Origin of the sequence: Pseudomonas sp. UME65 (genome assembly GCF_014170225.1) — a bacterium.
Taxonomy (GTDB): Bacteria; Pseudomonadota; Gammaproteobacteria; order Pseudomonadales; family Pseudomonadaceae; genus Aquipseudomonas; species Aquipseudomonas protegens.
Genome location: NZ_LZZQ01000005.1, coordinates 487,098 through 505,474, shown reverse-complemented (window position 1 = coordinate 505,474; position 18,377 = coordinate 487,098). Strand labels below are relative to the sequence as shown.

At 62.7% G+C, this 18,377-nt stretch carries 14 protein-coding genes; 7 read left to right on the top strand and 7 right to left on the bottom strand.

The window, feature by feature from the left end:
* Positions 1-5: 5 nt before the first annotated feature.
* Together A9971_RS05840 and A9971_RS05835 are read right to left on the bottom strand one after the other, a co-directional pair.
* Entirely contained in the window at positions 6-1,613 is a 1,608-nt protein-coding gene (locus tag A9971_RS05840; protein WP_015636317.1) for a carboxyl transferase domain-containing protein, read from the bottom strand.
* A gap of 11 nt (positions 1,614-1,624) precedes the next feature.
* On the bottom strand, positions 1,625-2,788 hold the full coding sequence (locus A9971_RS05835) for an isovaleryl-CoA dehydrogenase (protein ID WP_015636316.1): 1,164 nt from the start codon (positions 2,786-2,788) through the stop codon (positions 1,625-1,627).
* Positions 2,789-3,016: 228 nt separating this feature from the next.
* On the opposite strand from A9971_RS05835, the gene A9971_RS05830 reads away from it, so the two are divergent.
* Both A9971_RS05830 and A9971_RS05825 read left to right on the top strand, forming a co-directional pair.
* The gene (locus tag A9971_RS05830) at positions 3,017-4,720 is read left to right on the top strand and encodes an AMP-binding protein (protein WP_183001006.1); all 1,704 of its coding nucleotides are present in this window, start codon (positions 3,017-3,019) and stop codon (positions 4,718-4,720) included.
* Positions 4,721-4,726: 6 nt separating this feature from the next.
* Positions 4,727-4,948 (top strand): hypothetical protein, encoded by a 222-nt coding sequence (locus tag A9971_RS05825; protein WP_125062762.1) that lies wholly within the window; start codon positions 4,727-4,729, stop codon positions 4,946-4,948.
* 383 nt (positions 4,949-5,331) lie between these two features.
* Here A9971_RS05825 and A9971_RS05820 read toward each other — a convergent pair whose 3' ends face one another.
* From A9971_RS05820 to A9971_RS05810, 3 genes are all read right to left on the bottom strand, one after another.
* The gene (locus tag A9971_RS05820; protein ID WP_015636314.1) at positions 5,332-6,231 is read right to left on the bottom strand and encodes a hydroxymethylglutaryl-CoA lyase; all 900 of its coding nucleotides are present in this window, start codon (positions 6,229-6,231) and stop codon (positions 5,332-5,334) included.
* 62 nt (positions 6,232-6,293) lie between these two features.
* Entirely contained in the window at positions 6,294-6,698 is a 405-nt protein-coding gene (locus A9971_RS05815) for a MerR family DNA-binding transcriptional regulator (protein WP_011062220.1), read from the bottom strand.
* A gap of 125 nt (positions 6,699-6,823) precedes the next feature.
* Positions 6,824-7,759, bottom strand: coding sequence for a LysR family transcriptional regulator (locus tag A9971_RS05810; RefSeq protein ID WP_183001005.1), 936 nt, complete (start codon positions 7,757-7,759; stop codon positions 6,824-6,826).
* Positions 7,760-7,938: 179 nt separating this feature from the next.
* On the opposite strand from A9971_RS05810, the gene A9971_RS05805 reads away from it, so the two are divergent.
* A complete protein-coding gene (locus tag A9971_RS05805; RefSeq protein ID WP_015636313.1) occupies positions 7,939-9,168 on the top strand; it encodes an acyl-CoA dehydrogenase in 1,230 nt (409 codons plus the stop codon).
* Positions 9,169-9,210: 42 nt separating this feature from the next.
* On the opposite strand, the gene A9971_RS05800 is transcribed toward A9971_RS05805, so the two are convergent.
* On the bottom strand, positions 9,211-10,593 hold the full coding sequence (locus tag A9971_RS05800; RefSeq protein WP_015636312.1) for a substrate-binding domain-containing protein: 1,383 nt from the start codon (positions 10,591-10,593) through the stop codon (positions 9,211-9,213).
* A 294-nt stretch (positions 10,594-10,887) separates the two neighbouring features.
* Between A9971_RS05800 and A9971_RS05795 the strand changes: the two genes are divergently transcribed.
* The gene (locus tag A9971_RS05795; protein WP_011062216.1) at positions 10,888-11,220 is read left to right on the top strand and encodes a YegP family protein; all 333 of its coding nucleotides are present in this window, start codon (positions 10,888-10,890) and stop codon (positions 11,218-11,220) included.
* Positions 11,221-11,268: 48 nt separating this feature from the next.
* Here A9971_RS05795 and xthA read toward each other — a convergent pair whose 3' ends face one another.
* Positions 11,269-12,081 carry an exodeoxyribonuclease III gene (xthA, locus tag A9971_RS05790; RefSeq protein ID WP_011062215.1) on the bottom strand — a complete coding sequence of 271 codons (813 nt, stop codon included), beginning with the start codon at positions 12,079-12,081 and terminating at the stop codon, positions 11,269-11,271.
* A gap of 176 nt (positions 12,082-12,257) precedes the next feature.
* Here xthA and A9971_RS05785 point away from each other — a divergent pair, with 176 nt between their 5' ends.
* The 3 genes from A9971_RS05785 (at position 12,258) to A9971_RS05775 (ending at position 18,375) form a co-directional block, all read left to right on the top strand.
* The gene (locus tag A9971_RS05785) at positions 12,258-12,908 is read left to right on the top strand and encodes an N-acetyltransferase (protein WP_011062214.1); all 651 of its coding nucleotides are present in this window, start codon (positions 12,258-12,260) and stop codon (positions 12,906-12,908) included.
* A gap of 65 nt (positions 12,909-12,973) precedes the next feature.
* Positions 12,974-14,701: an autotransporter assembly complex family protein gene (locus A9971_RS05780; protein ID WP_183001004.1), complete on the top strand. Its 1,728-nt coding sequence runs from the start codon at positions 12,974-12,976 to the stop codon at positions 14,699-14,701.
* Complete coding sequence (locus A9971_RS05775; RefSeq protein WP_183001003.1) at positions 14,698-18,375, top strand: translocation/assembly module TamB domain-containing protein; 3,678 nt, start codon at positions 14,698-14,700, stop codon at positions 18,373-18,375. The genes A9971_RS05780 and A9971_RS05775 overlap by 4 nt, the downstream gene beginning before the upstream one ends.
* Positions 18,376-18,377 lie beyond the last annotated feature (2 nt).

Here is an 18,377-nt window from a genome sequence, read left to right as displayed (position 1 = left end):
CAGGATTACATGCGGAACACGCCGAAGCGGCTCTGTTCGATGGGGGCGTTGAGGGCCGCAGACAGGGCCAGGGCCAGTACGTCACGGGTTTGCGCCGGGTCGATGACGCCGTCATCCCAGAGCCGTGCGCTGGAGTAGTAGGGGTGCCCCTGATGCTCGTACTGGTCGAGGATCGGCTGCTTGATCTGGGCTTCCTGGGCGGCGTCGAAGCTTTGCCCGCCGCGCTCGGCCTGTTCGCGCTTGACCTGCACCAGTACTCCGGCGGCCTGCTCGGCCCCCATCACGCCGATGCGCGCGTTGGGCCACATCCACAGGAAGCGCGGGTCATAGGCCCGGCCGCACATGCCGTAGTTGCCGGCACCGAAACTGCCGCCGATGATCACCGTGAACTTCGGTACCTGGGCGCAGGCCACTGCGGTCACCAGCTTGGCGCCGTGCTTGGCGATGCCGCCAGCCTCATATTTCTGCCCCACCATGAAACCGGTGATGTTCTGCAGGAACAGCAGCGGAATCCCGCGCTGGCAGGCCAGTTCGATGAAGTGCGCGCCTTTTTGCGCGGCTTCGGCGAAGAGGATGCCGTTGTTGGCGAGGATGGCCACCGGGTAGCCGTGCAGGTGGGCGAAGCCGCAGACCAGGGTGGTGCCGAACAGGGCCTTGAACTCATCGAATACCGAACCGTCCACCAGCCGGGCGATGACTTCACGTACATCGAACGGCTGCTTGGGATCGGCCGGGACCACGCCATAGAGTTCGTCGCGGGCATACAGCGGAGCGATCGGCGTGCGTTGTTGCAATTGGCCCTGTTTATGCCAGTTGAGGTTGGCCACGCTGCGCCGGGCCAGGGCCAGGGCGTGTTCGTCGCTCTCGGCATAGTGGTCGGCGACCCCGGAAATCTTGCAATGCACATCGGCGCCGCCCAGGTCCTCGGCACTTACCACTTCGCCGGTAGCGGCTTTCACCAGGGGTGGGCCGGCGAGAAAGATAGTGGCTTGTTCACGGACCATGATGGCTTCGTCGGCCATGGCCGGAACATAGGCACCCCCGGCGGTGCAGGAGCCCATCACCACGGCGATCTGCGGGATGCCCTGGGCGCTCATGTTGGCCTGGTTGAAGAAGATCCGCCCGAAGTGCTCGCGGTCCGGGAACACTTCATCCTGGCGCGGCAGGTTGGCGCCGCCGGAGTCCACCAGGTAGATGCACGGCAGGCGGTTCTGCTGGGCGATGGTCTGCGCCCGCAGGTGCTTTTTCACCGTCAGCGGGTAATAGGAACCGCCTTTCACCGTGGCGTCGTTGGCCACGATCATGCATTCGACGCCTTCCACCCGGCCGATACCGGCAATCACGCCTGCGGCGGGTACGTCTTCGCCGTAGACCTCATAGGCGGCCAGGGCGCTGATTTCCAGGAACGGCGAGCCGGGGTCGAGCAGGCGGTTGATGCGCTCGCGGGGCAGCAGCTTGCCCCGCGAAGTGTGGCGCTCCTGGGCCTTGGCGCCGCCGCCTTGCTGGACCTGGGCGAGCAGGCTGTGCAAGGCGTCGACCTGGGCCAGCATCGCCTCGCTGTTGGCCACGAACTCCGCCGAGCGCGGGTTGAGCTGGGTATGCAAGATAGCCATGGACAGCTCCGTTAGCGGGTTTCGTTGAACAGTTCGCGACCGATCAGCATGCGGCGGATCTCGCTGGTGCCGGCGCCGATCTCGTAGAGCTTGGCGTCGCGCAGCAGGCGGCCGGCGGGGAATTCATTGATGTAGCCGTTGCCGCCGAGGATCTGGATTGCGTCGAGGGCCATCTGGGTCGCGCGCTCGGCGCTGTAGAGGATCACTCCGGCGGCATCCTTGCGGGTGGTTTCGCCGCGCTCGCAGGCTTGGGCCACCGCATACAGGTAGGCGCGGCTGGCGTTGAGCTGGGTGTACATGTCGGCGATCTTGCCCTGGATCAGCTGGAATTCGCCGATGCTCTGGCCGAACTGCTTGCGGTCGTGGATGTAGGGCACCACGAGGTCCATGCAGGCCTGCATGATCCCGGTGGGGCCGCCGGAGAGCACCACGCGCTCGTAGTCGAGGCCGCTCATCAGCACTTTGACGCCACCATTGAGCACGCCGAGGATGTTTTCCTCCGGCACTTCCACGTCATCGAAGAACAGCTCGCAGGTGTTGGAGCCGCGCATGCCCAGCTTGTCGAACTTGTTGCTGCGGCTGAAGCCTTTCCAGTCGCGCTCGACGATGAAGGCGGTGATGCCGTGGGGGCCTTTCTCCAGGTCGGTCTTGGCGTAGATCACATAGGTGTTGGCGTCGGGGCCGTTGGTGATCCAGGTCTTGCTGCCGTTGAGCACGAAATGGTCGCCGCGTTTGTCGGCCCGCAGCTTCATCGACACCACGTCGGAGCCGGCATTGGGTTCGCTCATGGCCAGGGCGCCGATGTGTTCGCCGCTGATCAGCTTGGGCAGGTATTTGCTCTTCTGTTCGTGGTTGCCGTTGCGGTTGATCTGGTTCACGCAGAGGTTGGAGTGCGCGCCGTAGGACAGCGCCACCGAGGCCGAGCCGCGGCTGATCTCCTCCATGGCCACCACATGCGCCAGGTAACCCAGGCCGGCGCCACCGTATTCTTCCGCTACGGTGATGCCCAAGAGGCCCATGTCGCCGAATTTGCGCCACATGTCGGCGGGGAACAGGTTGTCGACATCGATCTGCGCTGCCCGGGGTGCCAGCTCCGCCTTGACGAAGGCCTGGACCTGTTGGCGCAGCATGTCGATGGTTTCACCGAGGGCGAAGTTCAGGGTCGGGTAACTCATGGCGGGGCACCTTCAAACTTGTTTTTATTGAGGGAACAGGATGTCGAGAGCGGCGCAGCCTGGCTCTCACCTTTACGTTAACGTAAACCTGCGACCGGTGGCTGTCAATCGCCCTTTACGTAAACGTCAACTTGCGCCAGAGTAGCGAGGCTTTCGATTGGAGCCAGGCTGTTTTGCACCTTTCGCCTGGCTCCTGCACACCCACTAATAAAGACAATAGGGGTCGTCATGGAACACTCGGGTTTCCAGCCGGATCGCAGTTACACCCGTGGTACGCAAGACCAGCCGCTGCTGGCGTTGACCATCGGCCAGGCTTTCGATAACACCGTCGCCGCCTATCCCCAGGGCGAGGCTCTGGTAGTGCGCCACCAGCAGCTGCGCTACACCTGGCAGCAACTGCGCGAAGCGGTCGACCTGCATGCCCGGGCGCTGCTGGCCCTGGGGCTCAAGACCGGCGATCGCCTGGGGATCTGGGCCCCCAACTGCGCCCAGTGGTGCATCGCCCAGTTCGCCAGCGCCAAGATCGGCGCGATTCTGGTGAACATCAATCCGGCCTACCGCAGTTCCGAGCTGGAGTATGTGCTCAGGCAGTCCGGCTGCCAGTGGCTGATCTGCGCCGGAGCCTTCAAGACGTCCGATTACCACGGCATGCTCCAGGGCCTGGTGCCCGAGCTGGCGCAACAGTCCATCGGCCAATTGCACAGCGAGCGGTTACCCGAGCTGCGCGGGGTGATCAGCCTGGATGCGCAGCCGCCGTCGGGTTTCCTGCCCTGGTCGCAGCTATCGGCGCTGGGGGCGGGGGCCACGGCCGAGCAGTTGCAGGCGCGCCAGGACAGCCTGGATTTCGACCAGCCGGTGAATATCCAGTACACCTCCGGCACCACCGGTTTCCCCAAGGGCGCGACCCTGAGCCACTACAACATCCTCAACAACGGTTACATGGTGGGGGAGAGCCTGGGCCTGACTGCTGCCGACCGGCTGGTGATCCCGGTGCCGCTGTACCACTGCTTCGGCATGGTCATGGGCAACCTGGGGTGCATCACCCACGGCACCACCATGATCTATCCCAATGACGCCTTTGACCCGCTGCTGACCTTGACCGCGGTGGCCGAAGAGCGCGCCACCGGCCTGTACGGCGTACCCACGATGTTTATCGCTGTGCTCGATCAGCCCCGACGCAGCGAGTTCGACCTGTCGAGCCTGCGGACCGGGATCATGGCCGGGGCCACCTGCCCGATCGAGGTGATGCGCCGGGTGATCAGCGAAATGCACATGAACGAAGTGCAGATCGCCTACGGCATGACCGAAACCAGCCCGGTGTCGCTGCAGACCGGGCCGGACGACGACCTGGAACTGCGGGTGACCACCGTGGGCCGGACCCAGCCGCACCTGGAGAGCAAGATCATCGACGAGGCCGGCAATGTGGTGCCCCGCGGCACCATCGGTGAGCTGTGCACCCGGGGCTACAGCGTCATGCTCGGTTACTGGAACAACCCTGAGGGCACCCGCGAGTCCATCGATCAGGCCGGCTGGATGCACACCGGTGACCTGGCCACCATGAACCAGCAGGGTTATGTGTGCATTGCCGGGCGCAACAAGGACATGATCATTCGCGGTGGCGAGAACATTTATCCGCGAGAGCTGGAAGAGTTCTTCTTCACCCATCCTGCGGTGGCCGATGTGCAGGTAATCGGCATCCCCTGCGACAGGTACGGCGAGGAGATCGTCGCCTGGATCAAGTTCCACCCCGGCCATTCGGCCAATGAGCTGGAGCTGCAGACCTGGTGCAAGGAGCGTATCGCGCACTTCAAGACGCCGCGTTACTTCAAGTTCGTTGAAGAGTTTCCCATGACCGTGACCGGTAAGATCCAGAAGTTCCGCATGCGCGAAATCAGCATCGAGGAGCTGCGTGAGCGCATGAACAAGGGGTGAACCCGGATGGAGCGTGCATCGGCGCCGGTGCACGCTTTATGGGCAGCAAAGAGGGATCGCAGAAAGCACAAAGGGGAGCCGAAGCTCCCCTTTAATTTTGTCGTTGCGTGCTCTTTTTTTATTATTGAGGGGCGGTCTATTGTTGTTTTTGGCAACCGTTGCCCTTTACTGCTGTTTTTGGCGATCCCCATCCGGGATCAAGAGCAAACGTATTTTTTTGAGCGCTGATTCAATGTGTCGCCAGGGCGATCCAACCAGTTTGGGAGCTACCTCAGGGTAGTTTTATTGTTCTCTGACCGGTTGCGGGTGGCTCTTGCAAGCCCTCCTGCACAGTGCATCCTCTCCAAAAAAATCTGTTAGCTGCGTCTCTGCCGTGTTGTTTTTGTTATCTCAGAGTCGTTACGTCTTATTTTTATTAGGTTTGCTGCTTTTTATTCTTGTTATGCCATAGAGATAGCAGAAGCCGTGCCAACTTTTTAAAGTCCTTTAAAATCAATGGTTTGACAATTTTGTAGGACAATCTGTACCGCAACAAATTCGACAAACTGTTTCCGTGTTACTCGTTCCGGCCCCAGATCGGAGTGGCCGGTAACACCCGGCCGCACAATGCCTCAGCTGGGGTTACGCGCCTTGGCCACGCGGGAGCCAGTGGGGCGCCCCAGCACGTTACAGATTTGCCGGCCGGCGTCGATCAGGCGGTCCATGTCGATACCGGTATGGATGCCCAGGCCATTGAGCAGGTAGAGCACGTCTTCGGTGGCGACGTTTCCGCTGGCGCCCTTGGCATAGGGGCAGCCGCCGAGGCCGGCGATGGAGCTGTCGAACACCGCGATGCCTTCCAGCAGGCTGGCGTAGACATTGGCCAGGGCCTGGCCGTAGGTGTCGTGGAAGTGCCCGGCGAGTTTTTCCCGTGGTACCTGAGCGCCCACCACCTCGAACATGCGCCGGGTGGCACCGGCGGTGCCGGTACCAATGGTGTCGCCCAGAGAGACCTCGTAGCAGCCCATGTCATGCAGCTCGCGGGCGACCATGGCCACCTGTTCCGGGGCCACTTCACCTTCATAAGGGCAGCCCAGCACGCACGACACGTAACCGCGTACGCTGATGCCGTGCTGCTTGGCGGCGTCCATGATCGGCACGAAACGCTCCAGGCTTTCGCTGATGGAGCAGTTGATGTTGCGCTGGGAGAAGGCTTGCGAGGCCGCGGCGAACACCGCCACTTCCTTGACCCCCGCCGCCAGGGCATCTTCGAAACCCCGCAGGTTGGGCGCCAGTGCGCCATAGACAACCCCGGGCTTGCGCTGGATACGGGCGAAGACCTCGGCTGAACCGGCCATCTGCGGCACCCATTTGGGTGACACGAAACTACCGACTTCTATGTAGCCCAGGCCGGCGGCGGTGAGGGCATCGACCAATTGCACCTTGTCTTCGACGCTGATGGGCTGGGCTTCGTTCTGCAGGCCGTCGCGGGGGCCGACTTCGATCAGGCGTACATGGCTGGGGAGTGACATTCAGGTTCACCTTCTTATAGGGAGTGGCGGATACCGGCGCCCGGGCGCAGGTGTGCCGATGATTATCGGGCGGTGCTTTTCTGGTTCAGGATGGTCTGCTCCAGCGCCTGGGTGCAGCGCTCTTCGGCGGTGTCCAGTTCCAGCTTCATCTGTTCGATGTCGAGCAATTGCTGTTCGAGCTGTTCGCGACGCTCGGCGATTTTCGCCAGCATGCTGTGCAGCTGCTTCAGGTTGCCGCTGCTCGGGTCGTAGAGCTCGATCAGTTCGCGGCACTCGGCCAGGGAAAAGCCGATGCGCTTGCCCCGCAGGATAAGTTTCAGGCTGACCTTGTCCCGGGGCGAATAGATGCGCTCCTGGCCACGGCGTTCGGGAGCCAGCAGGCCCTGCTCTTCATAGAAGCGGATGGCCCGGGTGGTGATGTCGAGCTCGCGGGCGAGGTCGGAAATGCTGTAGGTCTGGCTGCTCATGGAGGCGCTCAAGAGGGGGCTTGGCGCTAAGCTAAAGGCAGGTTGACGTATACGTCAAGCAGTCCGAGCCGATCCCGTTCGCCGGCAAGCCGGCTCCTGCAGTGAGGGCTTGCCGGCGAAAGGGCTCAGGCGGTCTGCTGGTCGAGCTTCTTTTCGTAGGCCGTGACCTGCTGGCAGAGCTCGATCATCTGCTCGCGCATCCAGCGGTTGGCCGGGTCCTGGTCGGTGCTCTCGTGCCAGTACAGGTGGGTTTCCACCGGCGGGACATCATTGACCGGCAGGTTGAACGCATGCAGTTCATGGCGACGGGCAAAGCGCTCCGGTACGGTCATCACCATGTCGGTCTGCTGCAGCACCTGGGAAGCCATCAGGTAGTGCTGGGAGCGCAGGGCGATCTTGCGCTGGATACCCATCTTGCCCAGGGCCAGGTCGACATGTCCGAGGCCGCTGCGGCGGCTGGAGATATGGATGTGGGTCAGGGACAGGTAATCGTCCAGGCTGAATTTTTCCTTGCCCGCCAGCGGGTGGCCCTTGCGCATGGCGCACACATAGCGGTCTTCCATCAGCTTGACGTGACGCACCTGGGGGTCGGTATTGAGCGGTGCGTCAACGGCAAAGTCCAGGCGCCCGGCTGCCAGCTCCTTGGTGGTTTCCCGGCGCTTGGAGAGAAAGCTTTCGATGATCACCGCCGGCGCCAGGCGCCGCAGGCGCTGGAACAGCGGTGGCAGGATCACCGCTTCAGTGAGGTCGGTCATGCTGATGCGGTAGGTCTTGACCGCTTGCAGGGGGTTGAAAATGCGACTTTCCTGGACCGAAACCCGCAGCAGCGACAGGGCATTGCGCACCGGCCCGATGATGTTCTGCGCCATGGGCGTGGGCACCATGCCCTGGGCGGAACGCACGAAGAGCGGGTCGTTGAAGGTCTCGCGCAGGCGTGCCAGGGCGTTGGATACCGCCGGTTGGGTGATGCCGACGATCTGCCCTGCGCGGGTCAGGTTGGCTTCGGTGTAGATCGCATCGAAAACGATGAAGAGGTTGAGATCGACCTTGCTCAGATTCATTGCGCTGCACTCTTATTGTTAGGGCCTGTGGGAGGGCTCGGAAGCCTGTCGGATCAGCCGATCATATATCGGTGATGAATGTTAATACACGCCGAGAATAGGCTAGGTAAATTTTCGTAGCTGATCTAGCATCGATTTCAGTCCTCCAACACCCGATCGTCACAAAGGTAGAGCTGCCCATGGAATTCGCCTATTCCCCCAAGGTTCAGGAACTGCGTGAGCGTGTCACCGCGTTCATGGATGCCTATGTTTATCCGGCTGAAGCGGTCTTCGAGCGTCAGGTTGCCGAAGGCGATCGCTGGCAGCCGACCGCCATCATGGAAGAGCTGAAACTCAAGGCCAAGGAGGCCGGGCTATGGAATTTGTTTCTGCCTGAGTCGGAGTTGGGGGCAGGCCTGACCAACCTTGAGTACGCGCCGCTGGCGGAAATCATGGGGCGGTCGTTGTTGGGCCCGGAACCCTTCAACTGCTCGGCACCGGATACCGGCAACATGGAAGTGCTGGTGCGCTACGCCAACGAAGAGCAGAAACAGCGCTGGCTGGAGCCATTGCTGCGCGGCGAGATCCGTTCCGCGTTCGCCATGACCGAGCCGGACGTGGCGTCCTCCGATGCCACCAACATGGCGGCCCGTGCGGTACGCGACGGCGACCAGTGGCTGATCAACGGCAAGAAATGGTGGACCTCGGGCGCCTGCGACCCACGCTGCAAGATCCTGGTGTTCATGGGCCTGAGCAACCCGGATGCGCCGCGCCATCAACAGCACTCGATGATCCTGGTGCCGGTGGATACCCCCGGGGTGAAGATTGTTCGCCCGTTGCCGGTGTTCGGCTACGACGACGCGCCCCATGGCCACGCCGAAGTGCTGTTCGACAATGTCCGGGTGCCTTACGAGAACGTGCTGCTGGGTGAGGGCCGTGGTTTCGAGATTGCCCAGGGCCGCCTTGGCCCGGGCCGGATCCACCACTGCATGCGTTCCATCGGCATGGCGGAGCGGGCGCTGGAACTGATGTGCAAGCGTTCGGTGAACCGTACTGCCTTTGGCAAGCCGCTGGCGCGCCTGGGAGGCAACATCGACAAGATCGCCGACTCGCGAATGGAGATCGACATGGCCCGGCTGCTGACGCTGAAGGCCGCGTACATGATGGACACCGTGGGCAACAAGGTGGCCAAGAGCGAGATTGCCCAGATCAAGGTCGTGGCGCCGAACGTGGCCCTGCGGGTGATCGACCGGGCGATCCAGATCCACGGCGGGGCCGGGGTCTCCAACGACTTCCCGCTGGCCTACATGTATGCGATGCAGCGCACCTTGCGCCTGGCCGACGGCCCGGATGAGGTGCACCGCGCGGCGATCGGCAAGTATGAAATCGGCAAGTATGTACCCAAAGAGCTGATGCGCAGCGGGCATTGAGGGCGATGCGTCCGGCCTGTCGAAAGGCCGGTCGCTGTGAGTTCAGTACACCCAGACCTCCACGCGGCGGTTCTTGATCCGTCCTTCGTCGGCACTGTTGGCCGCTACCGGCAGCTCGGCGCCAAAGCCGCGAATCTCGCGAAACACCACGCCGCTCTTCACCAGTTCCCGACGCACAGCCATGGCCCGCAGTTTGGACAGCAGGGCCGCGCGGGCCGGATCGTTCTTGGCGTCACCGAAGCCGGCCAGGGTCACCTGGCGGTTCATCTTGCCGTGCTGGCGCAGGTAATCCAGTACCCGATTGAGGTCCTGGCGGGCCTTGTTGTCCAGGCTGGCGCTGCCTTCCTCAAAACGAAAGTTGACCGTCAGGCGCTGTGCCTGGCGGGTGAGCGCCTGATAAGCCTCCGGCATCTGCGGGCCGGGAGCGACGCGCATGGCCTGCACGGTCTGGGCGATAAAGCCGTTGGCGGCGACGATGGCCTGGCCCTTGCTGCCCTGGGCAAAGCTCACCAGGGCATCGGCCCAGGGGTTCTGCCCATTGGGCGGCAGGTACAGGTACAGGCGCCGTGACAGCGGGTAATCCTCGGTGGCGATCAGGCTGTTGAGCGGCAGCATCGGCTGTGAGTCGCCGTCGATAATGGCCACCGCCTTGGCCTGGCGCACATAGGGCAGACCGATGAAACCTATGCCCTGGGGGTCATGGCTGACTGCGTCGGACAACTGCTCGCTGGATTCAAAACGTTTTGCGCCGGGGCTCAGGGCCTTGCCGCGACGGCTGAGTACCAGTTCCTTGAAGGTGTCGTAGGTGCCGGACTGGTCATCCCGGGCATAGAGATGTACCGCGCCGCCAATGCCACCCAGTTCTTCCCAGGTCTTGGCTTCGCCGCTGAACAGCCGGGCCAGTTGCTCGGTGTTCAGTTGGTTCAGCGGGTTGTGCGGATGCAGGATGATTGCCAGCCCGTCGATGGCGATCACCTGTTCGGCGCTGGGGCTTTTCAGGTCTCCCAGGCTTTCAAGGTCCACCAGCTCGCTGTCCTTGATCGGCCGTGAAGCGGCGGCCAGGTCGGCCCGAGCGGTTTTCAGAGCGGCAAAGCCGGTACTCGAACCGTGGGCGGCCACTTCCACCCGCACCGCTCGGCCCTGGGCGGTTTGCCCCACCACCTGTTGTTCATTGTCTTTGCCACTGGCGGTGATCCTGATATCGCGCAGGCCCTGTTCTTCCATCAGGCCCTTGACCAGGGCCGGGCCCAGCCGGGCGCCGATGGTATTGGAGCCTTGGATGCGCAGGACGGGCGCATTGTCCGGGGCTGGGGGCAGGGCGGCGAATACCGACCAGGGCAGGGCGTAGCAAACGAAACCGATCAGAAACAGGCTGATGGTCCGGCACCAGATATCTCGTTCACTGACGGTGGAAGCGCGGGGCATGGCGGCACTGGCCTTCTATATAGAGGGAGGAGGTAAGTGCTGGGGACATTAAGTCAGGGAGGTGACAGGGATGTGACGGACGGGGCTATTTGCGAAGAAATGGCGAAAGTCTTACATCATAAATAGCTGTTTTCTCTAGATTTTTTGAGATTTGTCCTAAAGACCAACCCCGGAACGGTGCGTAGAGTGGGCAACTTTGTCTGGCGGGGATTGGGGCGACTGCCAACGCGTCATCCCCCGCGGATGCCTCGGCAGTGTTGAGCTGCTATTTCGTAGTGTGCAAAGGAGTTACAAATGAGTGCCTGGTTCGAGCTGAAGCAGTATGGCAGTGGTGCATGCAGATTCTTGCTGAAGACAAAGGAGGCGCAGACCATGCTTCAAAGCGACCGCTACCCTTGCCGGGACAGTGCCGAGGCGGCTCTCGGCCTGTTCCGCGCACACTGCGCTTCCCCGGAACGCTACGTCAAGAAAATTTCGTCGGGCGGCAAACCTTTTTTCAAGCTCAAGTCCGGTAAGGAAGTGATTCTGGTCAGCCACTTGTACGATTCGGAAGCCACCCTCGAGAGCGCCATCAGCGCTATCGCCAGTGCCGGTACCACGGAGCGGGTCGAGCACATACAGCTGTAACCGCAAAAAAAAAGCCCATCGGCAGATGGGCTTTTTTGTGCCTGTCGATCAGCCCAGTTCGAGCCAGATCGGCGCATGGTCCGAAGGTTTTTCCATGCCCCGCAGTTCATAGTCGACCCCAGCGTCCTTGACCCGTGGCAACAACCCCTGGGAGGCCATGATCAGGTCGATGCGCAGGCCGCGCTTGGGTTCATCCTCGAAGCCGCGGCTGCGGTAGTCGAACCAGCTGAAGCGGTCGTTCACCTCGGGGTTCAGGTGACGAAAGCTGTCCACCAGGCCCCAGTTCTTCAGGCGGGCCATCCACTCGCGCTCTTCCGGCAGGAAGCTGCACTTGCCGGTCTTCAGCCAGCGCTTGGCGTTCTCGGCGCCGATGCCAATGTCGCAATCTTCCGGGGAAATGTTCACATCGCCCATCACCACCAGGGGCTGGTCATTGCTGAAACGGCTTTCCAGCAGGTGCTGCAGATCCTGGTAGAAGCGCTCTTTGGCCGGGAATTTGGTGGGGTGGTCGCGGCTTTCGCCCTGGGGGAAGTAGCCGTTCATGATGGTTACCGGGGTGCCGTTGGCATCGGCGAAGGTGCCCCAGATAAAGCGCCGCTGGGCGTCTTCGTCGTCACCTTCAAAGCCTTTATGCAGGGCCAACGGTGCCTGGCGCGAGAGCAGGGCTACGCCGTAATGGCCTTTCTGGCCGTGGTAATGCACGTGGTAGCCCAGGGCCTGGATGTCGGCAAGGGGGAACTGTTCGTCGGCGACCTTGGTTTCCTGCAGGCCGATCACGTCCGGCTGGTGTTTGTCGATCAGCGCCGCCAGCTGATGGGGGCGGGCACGCAGCCCGTTGATATTGAACGAGACGATTTTCATGGTCGGCGGTCCTGGCAAAACAGCGATGCTAGCTGACAACGCCCGGGCCGGCCAGCGTGGCGGCGTGGCGGATGCGCTGCTAATGTCCCAGGGGCGCGGGAACGATCAGCGGCGCGCAGGGCTCGTACTAACAAGAACGCGGCCATTTGAGCCGGGTCCAGGGGAGAGTGACCGTCATGCCTGATTCCTCCAATGTCATCGCCGATATTCACCAGCTCGACAGCGGCTATTCCCGCGAAGCGCGGTCGCTGCTGTACCAGGCCTACCGCCATGAGCCGACCTTCGGCTTCATTTTCGAAGCCGATCGCCCCGGCTACGAACAGCGGGTACGAGCCACAGTGCGCGAATTGGTGAAGCAGCATTTTCTTCAGGACCTGCCGGCCATCGGCCTGCTGGTCAATGACCGGCTGATCGGTATCGCCCTGATCGCGCCGCCGCAACGGCGCCTGGGCATCACCGAAAGTTGGGCCTGGCGCCTGCGTATGGTGCTCAGCACCGGGTTTCGCTGCACCCAGCGCTATCTGGAGTATCACCAGGCGGTGCAGGCCTGCCTGCCCAATGATGCAGTGCATGTGCTGCCGCTGCTGGGGGTACATCCGCAGTTTCAGGGCCAGCATTTCGGCGAGCAATTGCTGGCGGCGGTGCACAACTGGTGCGCCGTGGACGAACATTCCCAGGGTGTGGTGCTGGACACCGGCAATCCGCGTTACCTGGAGTTCTACAAGCGTCAGGGCTATGAAGAGATCGGTGAGATTGCGGTGGGGCCGGTGCGTGAGCACGTATTTTTTCACCCCAACCCGCAGCACTTACAAAGAGCAACAGCCTGATATAGAACTTTCCGTGCACCTGAGCGCTCTATCGCCCTCCCAAGCTCGTGATAGCATCCGCGCCTATGAAGTTTCCAGGAAGATTTACCAGCGGCTTTTTGCTGTTGTTCACAAGCTGTGCGGCGCTGGCGCAGAGCGAATTGGATGTCAGGGTCAAGCCCGCCAATGACGAGTTGAAGGCCAATGTGGAGGGTTACATTGGCAGTGTCGGCGATCGCGATGAAGAAGCCTTGCTGCGGTTCAGCCGGGGCGCCGAGGAGCAGGCGAAGAAAGCCGCCCAGGCCCTGGGCTACTACCAACCGCATATCCAGAGTGAGGTGCGTGGCGGTGACAAACCGCGCCTGACGTTGCGGATCGACCCCGGCGAACCGGTGCACCTGCGCAACGTGACAGTCCGGGTCGAAGGCCCGGCGGCCTCCCTCAAGTCGTTTCGCCTTCCCGACGGCGACCAGCTCAAGCCTGGAGCCGTGCTCAATCATGGCCATTACGAAGACGCCAAGCGCCTGATCCAGAACCAGGCTTCGCGCTATGGCTTTTTCAGCGGGCGCTTTACCCAGCAGAAACTGTCGGTGGACCCCCAGGCAGGTGTCGCGGACATCGACCTGGTCTATGACAGCGGCCCGCGCTACGCGCTGGGCAAGGTCAGCTTTAGCGGCGACTCCCTGTTCGATGAAGACCTGTTGCGGCGCATGGTGCCGTTCAAGGCCGGCGCGCCCTATGACTCCGAATTGATTGCCGAACTCAACCAGGCCCTGCAGTCGAGCGGCTACTTCGAGGGCGTGCGGGTGGACGCCGCGCCTACTGCCGCCGAGCACGAGGTGATTCCGGTGGCGGTCCAGCTGGAAACCCGCAAGCCCCGGACCATGGGCCTCGGCCTCGGCTATTCCACCGACGTAGGGCCGCGGGTCAAGGCCAACTGGACCCGGCACTGGGTCAACCCCCAGGGCCACAGTTACGGCTGGGAGGCGGAAGTTTCTGCCCCGCGGCAGAACGTCGGCCTGTGGTACGACATTCCCCTGGACCCGCCTCTGACCGACAAGCTGCGGTTCGCCGGTGGTTACCAGAATGAAGAGATTGCCGGCACCGATACCCTGAGTAAGTTGCTCACCATCGGTCCCGAGTGGCACAGCAAGTTGCCCAGCGGCTGGCAGCGGGTGCTGTCGCTGAAGTATCAGCGAGAGGAATATCGCCTCGGGGACGACTCGGGCCTGAGTAATCTGCTGATGCCTGGCCTGACTTATTCCTACCTGCGCAGCGACAATCGCATCGACCCGCATAACGGCTATCGCATTCAGTTCGACACCAAGCTGGCCAAGGAAGGGGTCGGTTCCGACACCAACCTGCTGTATGGCACGGTGCTGCTCAAGGGCCTGACCACGGTCTGGGACAACCACCGCTTTCTCGGGCGAGTGCAGTTCGGTGGCAGTGCCACCAATGGCTACAAGTCGATTCCGCCGTCCTTGCGCTTCTTTGCCGGTGGCGACCAGAGCGTTCGGGGCTACGACTATCAGACCCTGTCACCGGAAAACTCCGAAGGCGATCGCATCGGCGGCCGCTACATGGTGGCCGGTAGCGTCGAGTACCAGTATTCGATCGCCGAGAAATGGCGGATCGCGACCTTTGTCGACCAGGGCAACTCTTTCAACAAGCTGGAGCTGCCTAACCTCAAGACCGGGGTGGGCGTCGGCGTACGCTGGGTTTCGCCAGTGGGACCGATTCGGGTCGACCTGGCCCACGCGATGAATGACGACGGCGATATTCGTTTGCACTTTTCCATGGGGCCAGAGCTTTGAAGCGTGGTTTGAAGATAACGCTGCTGGCGATTCTTGCGCTGGTGATCCTGATCATTCTGGCCGTGGCCAGCGTACTCGGAACCCAGGCTGGCAGCCGCTGGGCCCTGGCGCGAGTGCCGGGGCTGACCCTGGACAATTTCGAGGGCCGCCTTGGCGGGCACTGGAGCGCCGATCATTTGCTCTGGCAACAGGAGGGCAACCGGGTCGAGCTCAACGCCGTGCAGTTCACCTGGTCGCCCGGCTGCCTGCTGCGCATGACCCTGTGCATCGAGCAGTTGGAAGCCGATCAGGTCAGCCTGCTGTTCCCTCCGAGCGGCGAAACCGAAACCAGTTCGGAGCCCATCAGCCTGCCGGAATTGAAGCTGCCGTTGGCCATCGAGTTGGGGCAAGTGCGTGTGGGCAGCCTGCTGTTCAATGGCAGTGAAGAACTCAAGACTCTGCAACTGGCGGCGCACTGGACTGCCCAAGGCCTGCAGATCGACTCTTTGCACCTAAAGCGCGATGAACTGAGTCTGGACCTTTCCGGGCTGCTGCAACCCAGTGGCGACTGGCCCCTGACCGCCCAGGGCAACCTCGGCTTGCCCGCTCCCGGTGGTGGCCCCTGGTCCCTGGCGTTGAAGGTTGAAGGCGACCTGCTCAAGACTCTGCGGCTCAATGCCGACAGCCGTGGCTACCTGCAAGGGCAATTGAGCGGCCAGGTGCAGCCCCTGGTGGAGAACCTGCCGGCCCAGGTGCGCATCACTGCCGATGGGTTCAAGGCCAGCGCCGATCTGCCGGACACCCTGCAACTGGATCAGCTGGAGCTGACTGGCCAGGGCGACCTGAAAAGCGGCTACCAGCTCGCCGGCAAGGCCAGCCTGCCGGCGGAGCAGGGCCCGGTGGCCCTGTTGCTGCAAGGCAAGGTCGACGCCAAGGGCGCACAGATTGCCGCCCTGGACCTGAGCGCCAACGACAAGCAACACCTCAAGCTCAGTGGGCAACTGGACTGGAGCGAAGGTTTCGCCGCCGAGGCCAAGCTGGCCTGGCTGGACTTCCCCTGGCACCGCCTGTATCCGCTGATTGACGAGCCGGCGGTGCGGGTCCGCAGTTTTGATGCCGAAGTGGCTTACCGTGACGGTAACTACCTGGGCAACTTCAAGGGCGACCTGGACGGCCCGGCAGGCGCGTTCAGCCTGAGCAGCCCGTTCAGCGGCGACCTGACGAAAATCTATCTGCCGCAGTTCAAGCTGGCGGCGGGCCAGGGCAAGGCCGAGGGCCACCTGAACCTGCAGTTCGCCGACGGCATTGCCTGGGATACCGCCCTGGATCTGTCGGCCATCAACCCCGCGTACTGGGTGGCGGAGCTGCCCGGAACCCTGGCCGGCCCCCTGCGCAGCCAGGGCGAAATGAAGAACCAGCAACTCAAGCTCAATGCCAACCTCGACCTCAAGGGACGCTTGCGCGGACAGCCGGCGGTTCTCCAGGCCAAGGCCGACGGAGCGGGCGAGCAATGGACCCTGGGCGCGCTGGACATCCGCCTGGGAGACAACCGGATCAACGGCTCCGGCAGCCTGCAACAGAAGATCGCCGGCCAGCTGGAGATCAAGATGCCGCGCCTGGGTCAGCTCTGGCCCGAGTTGCGTGGGCAGCTCAACGGTCGGCTGGACCTGGCCGGCACCCTCAAGGCGCCACAGGGCAAGCTGGACCTGGCCGGGCAGCAACTGGCCTTTGCCGAAAACCGCCTGCAGAACCTCAAGTTGGACGCCACTCTGGATGGTGCGCAAAAGGCCCAGGTGGACCTCAAGGGCAGCGGGATTCAGCTGGGCGACACGCAGTTGGGGACCCTGACCCTGGCCGGCCAGGGCGACATCAAGAAACAGAAACTGCAACTGGACCTGCAAGGGCCGCTGTTGAAACTGGCCCTGGGCCTGGATGGCGCCCTGGACCAGGGCAACTGGCGCGGGCGCCTGGCCAGCGGCGATGTACAGACCGGCGGCCAGGATTGGAAGCTGCAGAACCCGGCCCGGCTTGAGCGGCTGGCCAACGGCACGCTGAACTTCGCTGCCCACTGCTGGGCCAGCGGCGATGCCAGCCTGTGCGGTGAAGACCAGCGGCTGATGCCGGACCCGAAACTGCGTTATCACCTCAAGCGTTTTCCCCTCGACAGCCTGGCGCAGTGGCTGCCCAAGGATTTCGCCTGGAAGGGCATGCTCAATGCCGATGTGCAACTGGACTTGCCGGCCAGCGGGCCCCAGGGCCAGATCATGCTGGACGCCAGCGGCGGCACCTTGCGGGTCAAGGAAAAGGACCAGTGGCTGGATTTCCCCTATCAGGCGTTGAAGCTCAATACCCGACTCACCCCGCGGCGCATCGACACGCAGTTGCAGTTCGACGGCGGCAAACTGGGTGAGCTGATGCTCCAGGCGCAGATCAATCCGTTGCCGAAAAGCAAACCGCTGTCCGGTGATTTCCGCCTCAGTGGGCTGGATCTGTCCGTGGCGCGGCCGTTCGTGCCCATGGTGGAAAAGCTCAGCGGCAGCCTCAATGGCAGCGGTCGTTTGTCTGGCGGCCTGCTGGCGCCTCAGGTCAACGGCAACGTGCAGTTGTCCGGGGGCGAGGTGTCCGGCTCCGAGTTGCCCATCAGCCTTGAAGACCTGCAACTGAGCGCGCAGATCGCTGGCGAGAGCGTGCAGCTCAACGGCGGCTGGAAAAGCGGCAAGGCCGGGCAGGGCAGCCTCAATGGCAACATCACTTGGGGCCGGGCGCTATTGGTGGACCTGAGCCTCAAGGGCACCCAACTGCCGGTGACGGTGGAGCCCTATGCAGCGCTGGAGGTGGCGCCGGACCTGAAGATCTCGCTGCAGGAGGAAAAGCTGGCGATTGCTGGCAAGGTGCTGATCCCCAAGGGCCAGATCACCGTGCGCGAATTGCCGCCCTCGACGGTCAAGGTCTCCGACGACACGGTGATCGTCGGCCAGCAGACCGACGACGGCAAAAAGCCCATGGCCATGGCCATGAACATCGATGTGGAGGTGGGCCAGGACAAGCTGGCCTTCAGCGGTTTCGGCCTGACTGCCAACCTGCAGGGGCACGTGCACATTGGTGACAACATGGATACCCGCGGTGAGCTGTGGCTCAACGACGGCCGCTATCGGGCCTACGGCCAGCGCTTGACCGTGCGTCGTGCGCGGCTGCTGTTTGCCGGCCCCATCGACCAGCCTTACCTGGACATTGAGGCCGTGCGCCAGACTGACGACGTGATTGCCGGCATCCGCCTGAGTGGCAGCGCCGAGCAACCGGCGACGCAGATCTTCTCGGAGCCGGCCATGAGCCAGGAACAGGCGCTGTCCTATCTGGTCCTGGGGCGCCCGCTGACGTCCACCGGTGAAGACAACAACATGCTGGCCCAGGCGGCTCTCGGGCTGGGGCTGATGGGCAGCTCGGAACTGACCGGCGGCATTGCCAAGAACCTGGGCATTCAGGACTTCCAACTCGATACCCAGGGCAGCGGCAACAACACCAGCGTGGTGGCCAGCGGCGCCATTTCCGAAAGGCTCAGCCTGCGCTATGGCGTCGGGGTCTTTGAGCCAGCCAGTACCATCGCTCTGCGTTACAAGCTGAGCAAGAAGGTCTATCTGGAAGCGGCGAGCGGTTTCGCCAGCTCCCTGGATATCTTTTACAAGCGCGATTTCTGAGG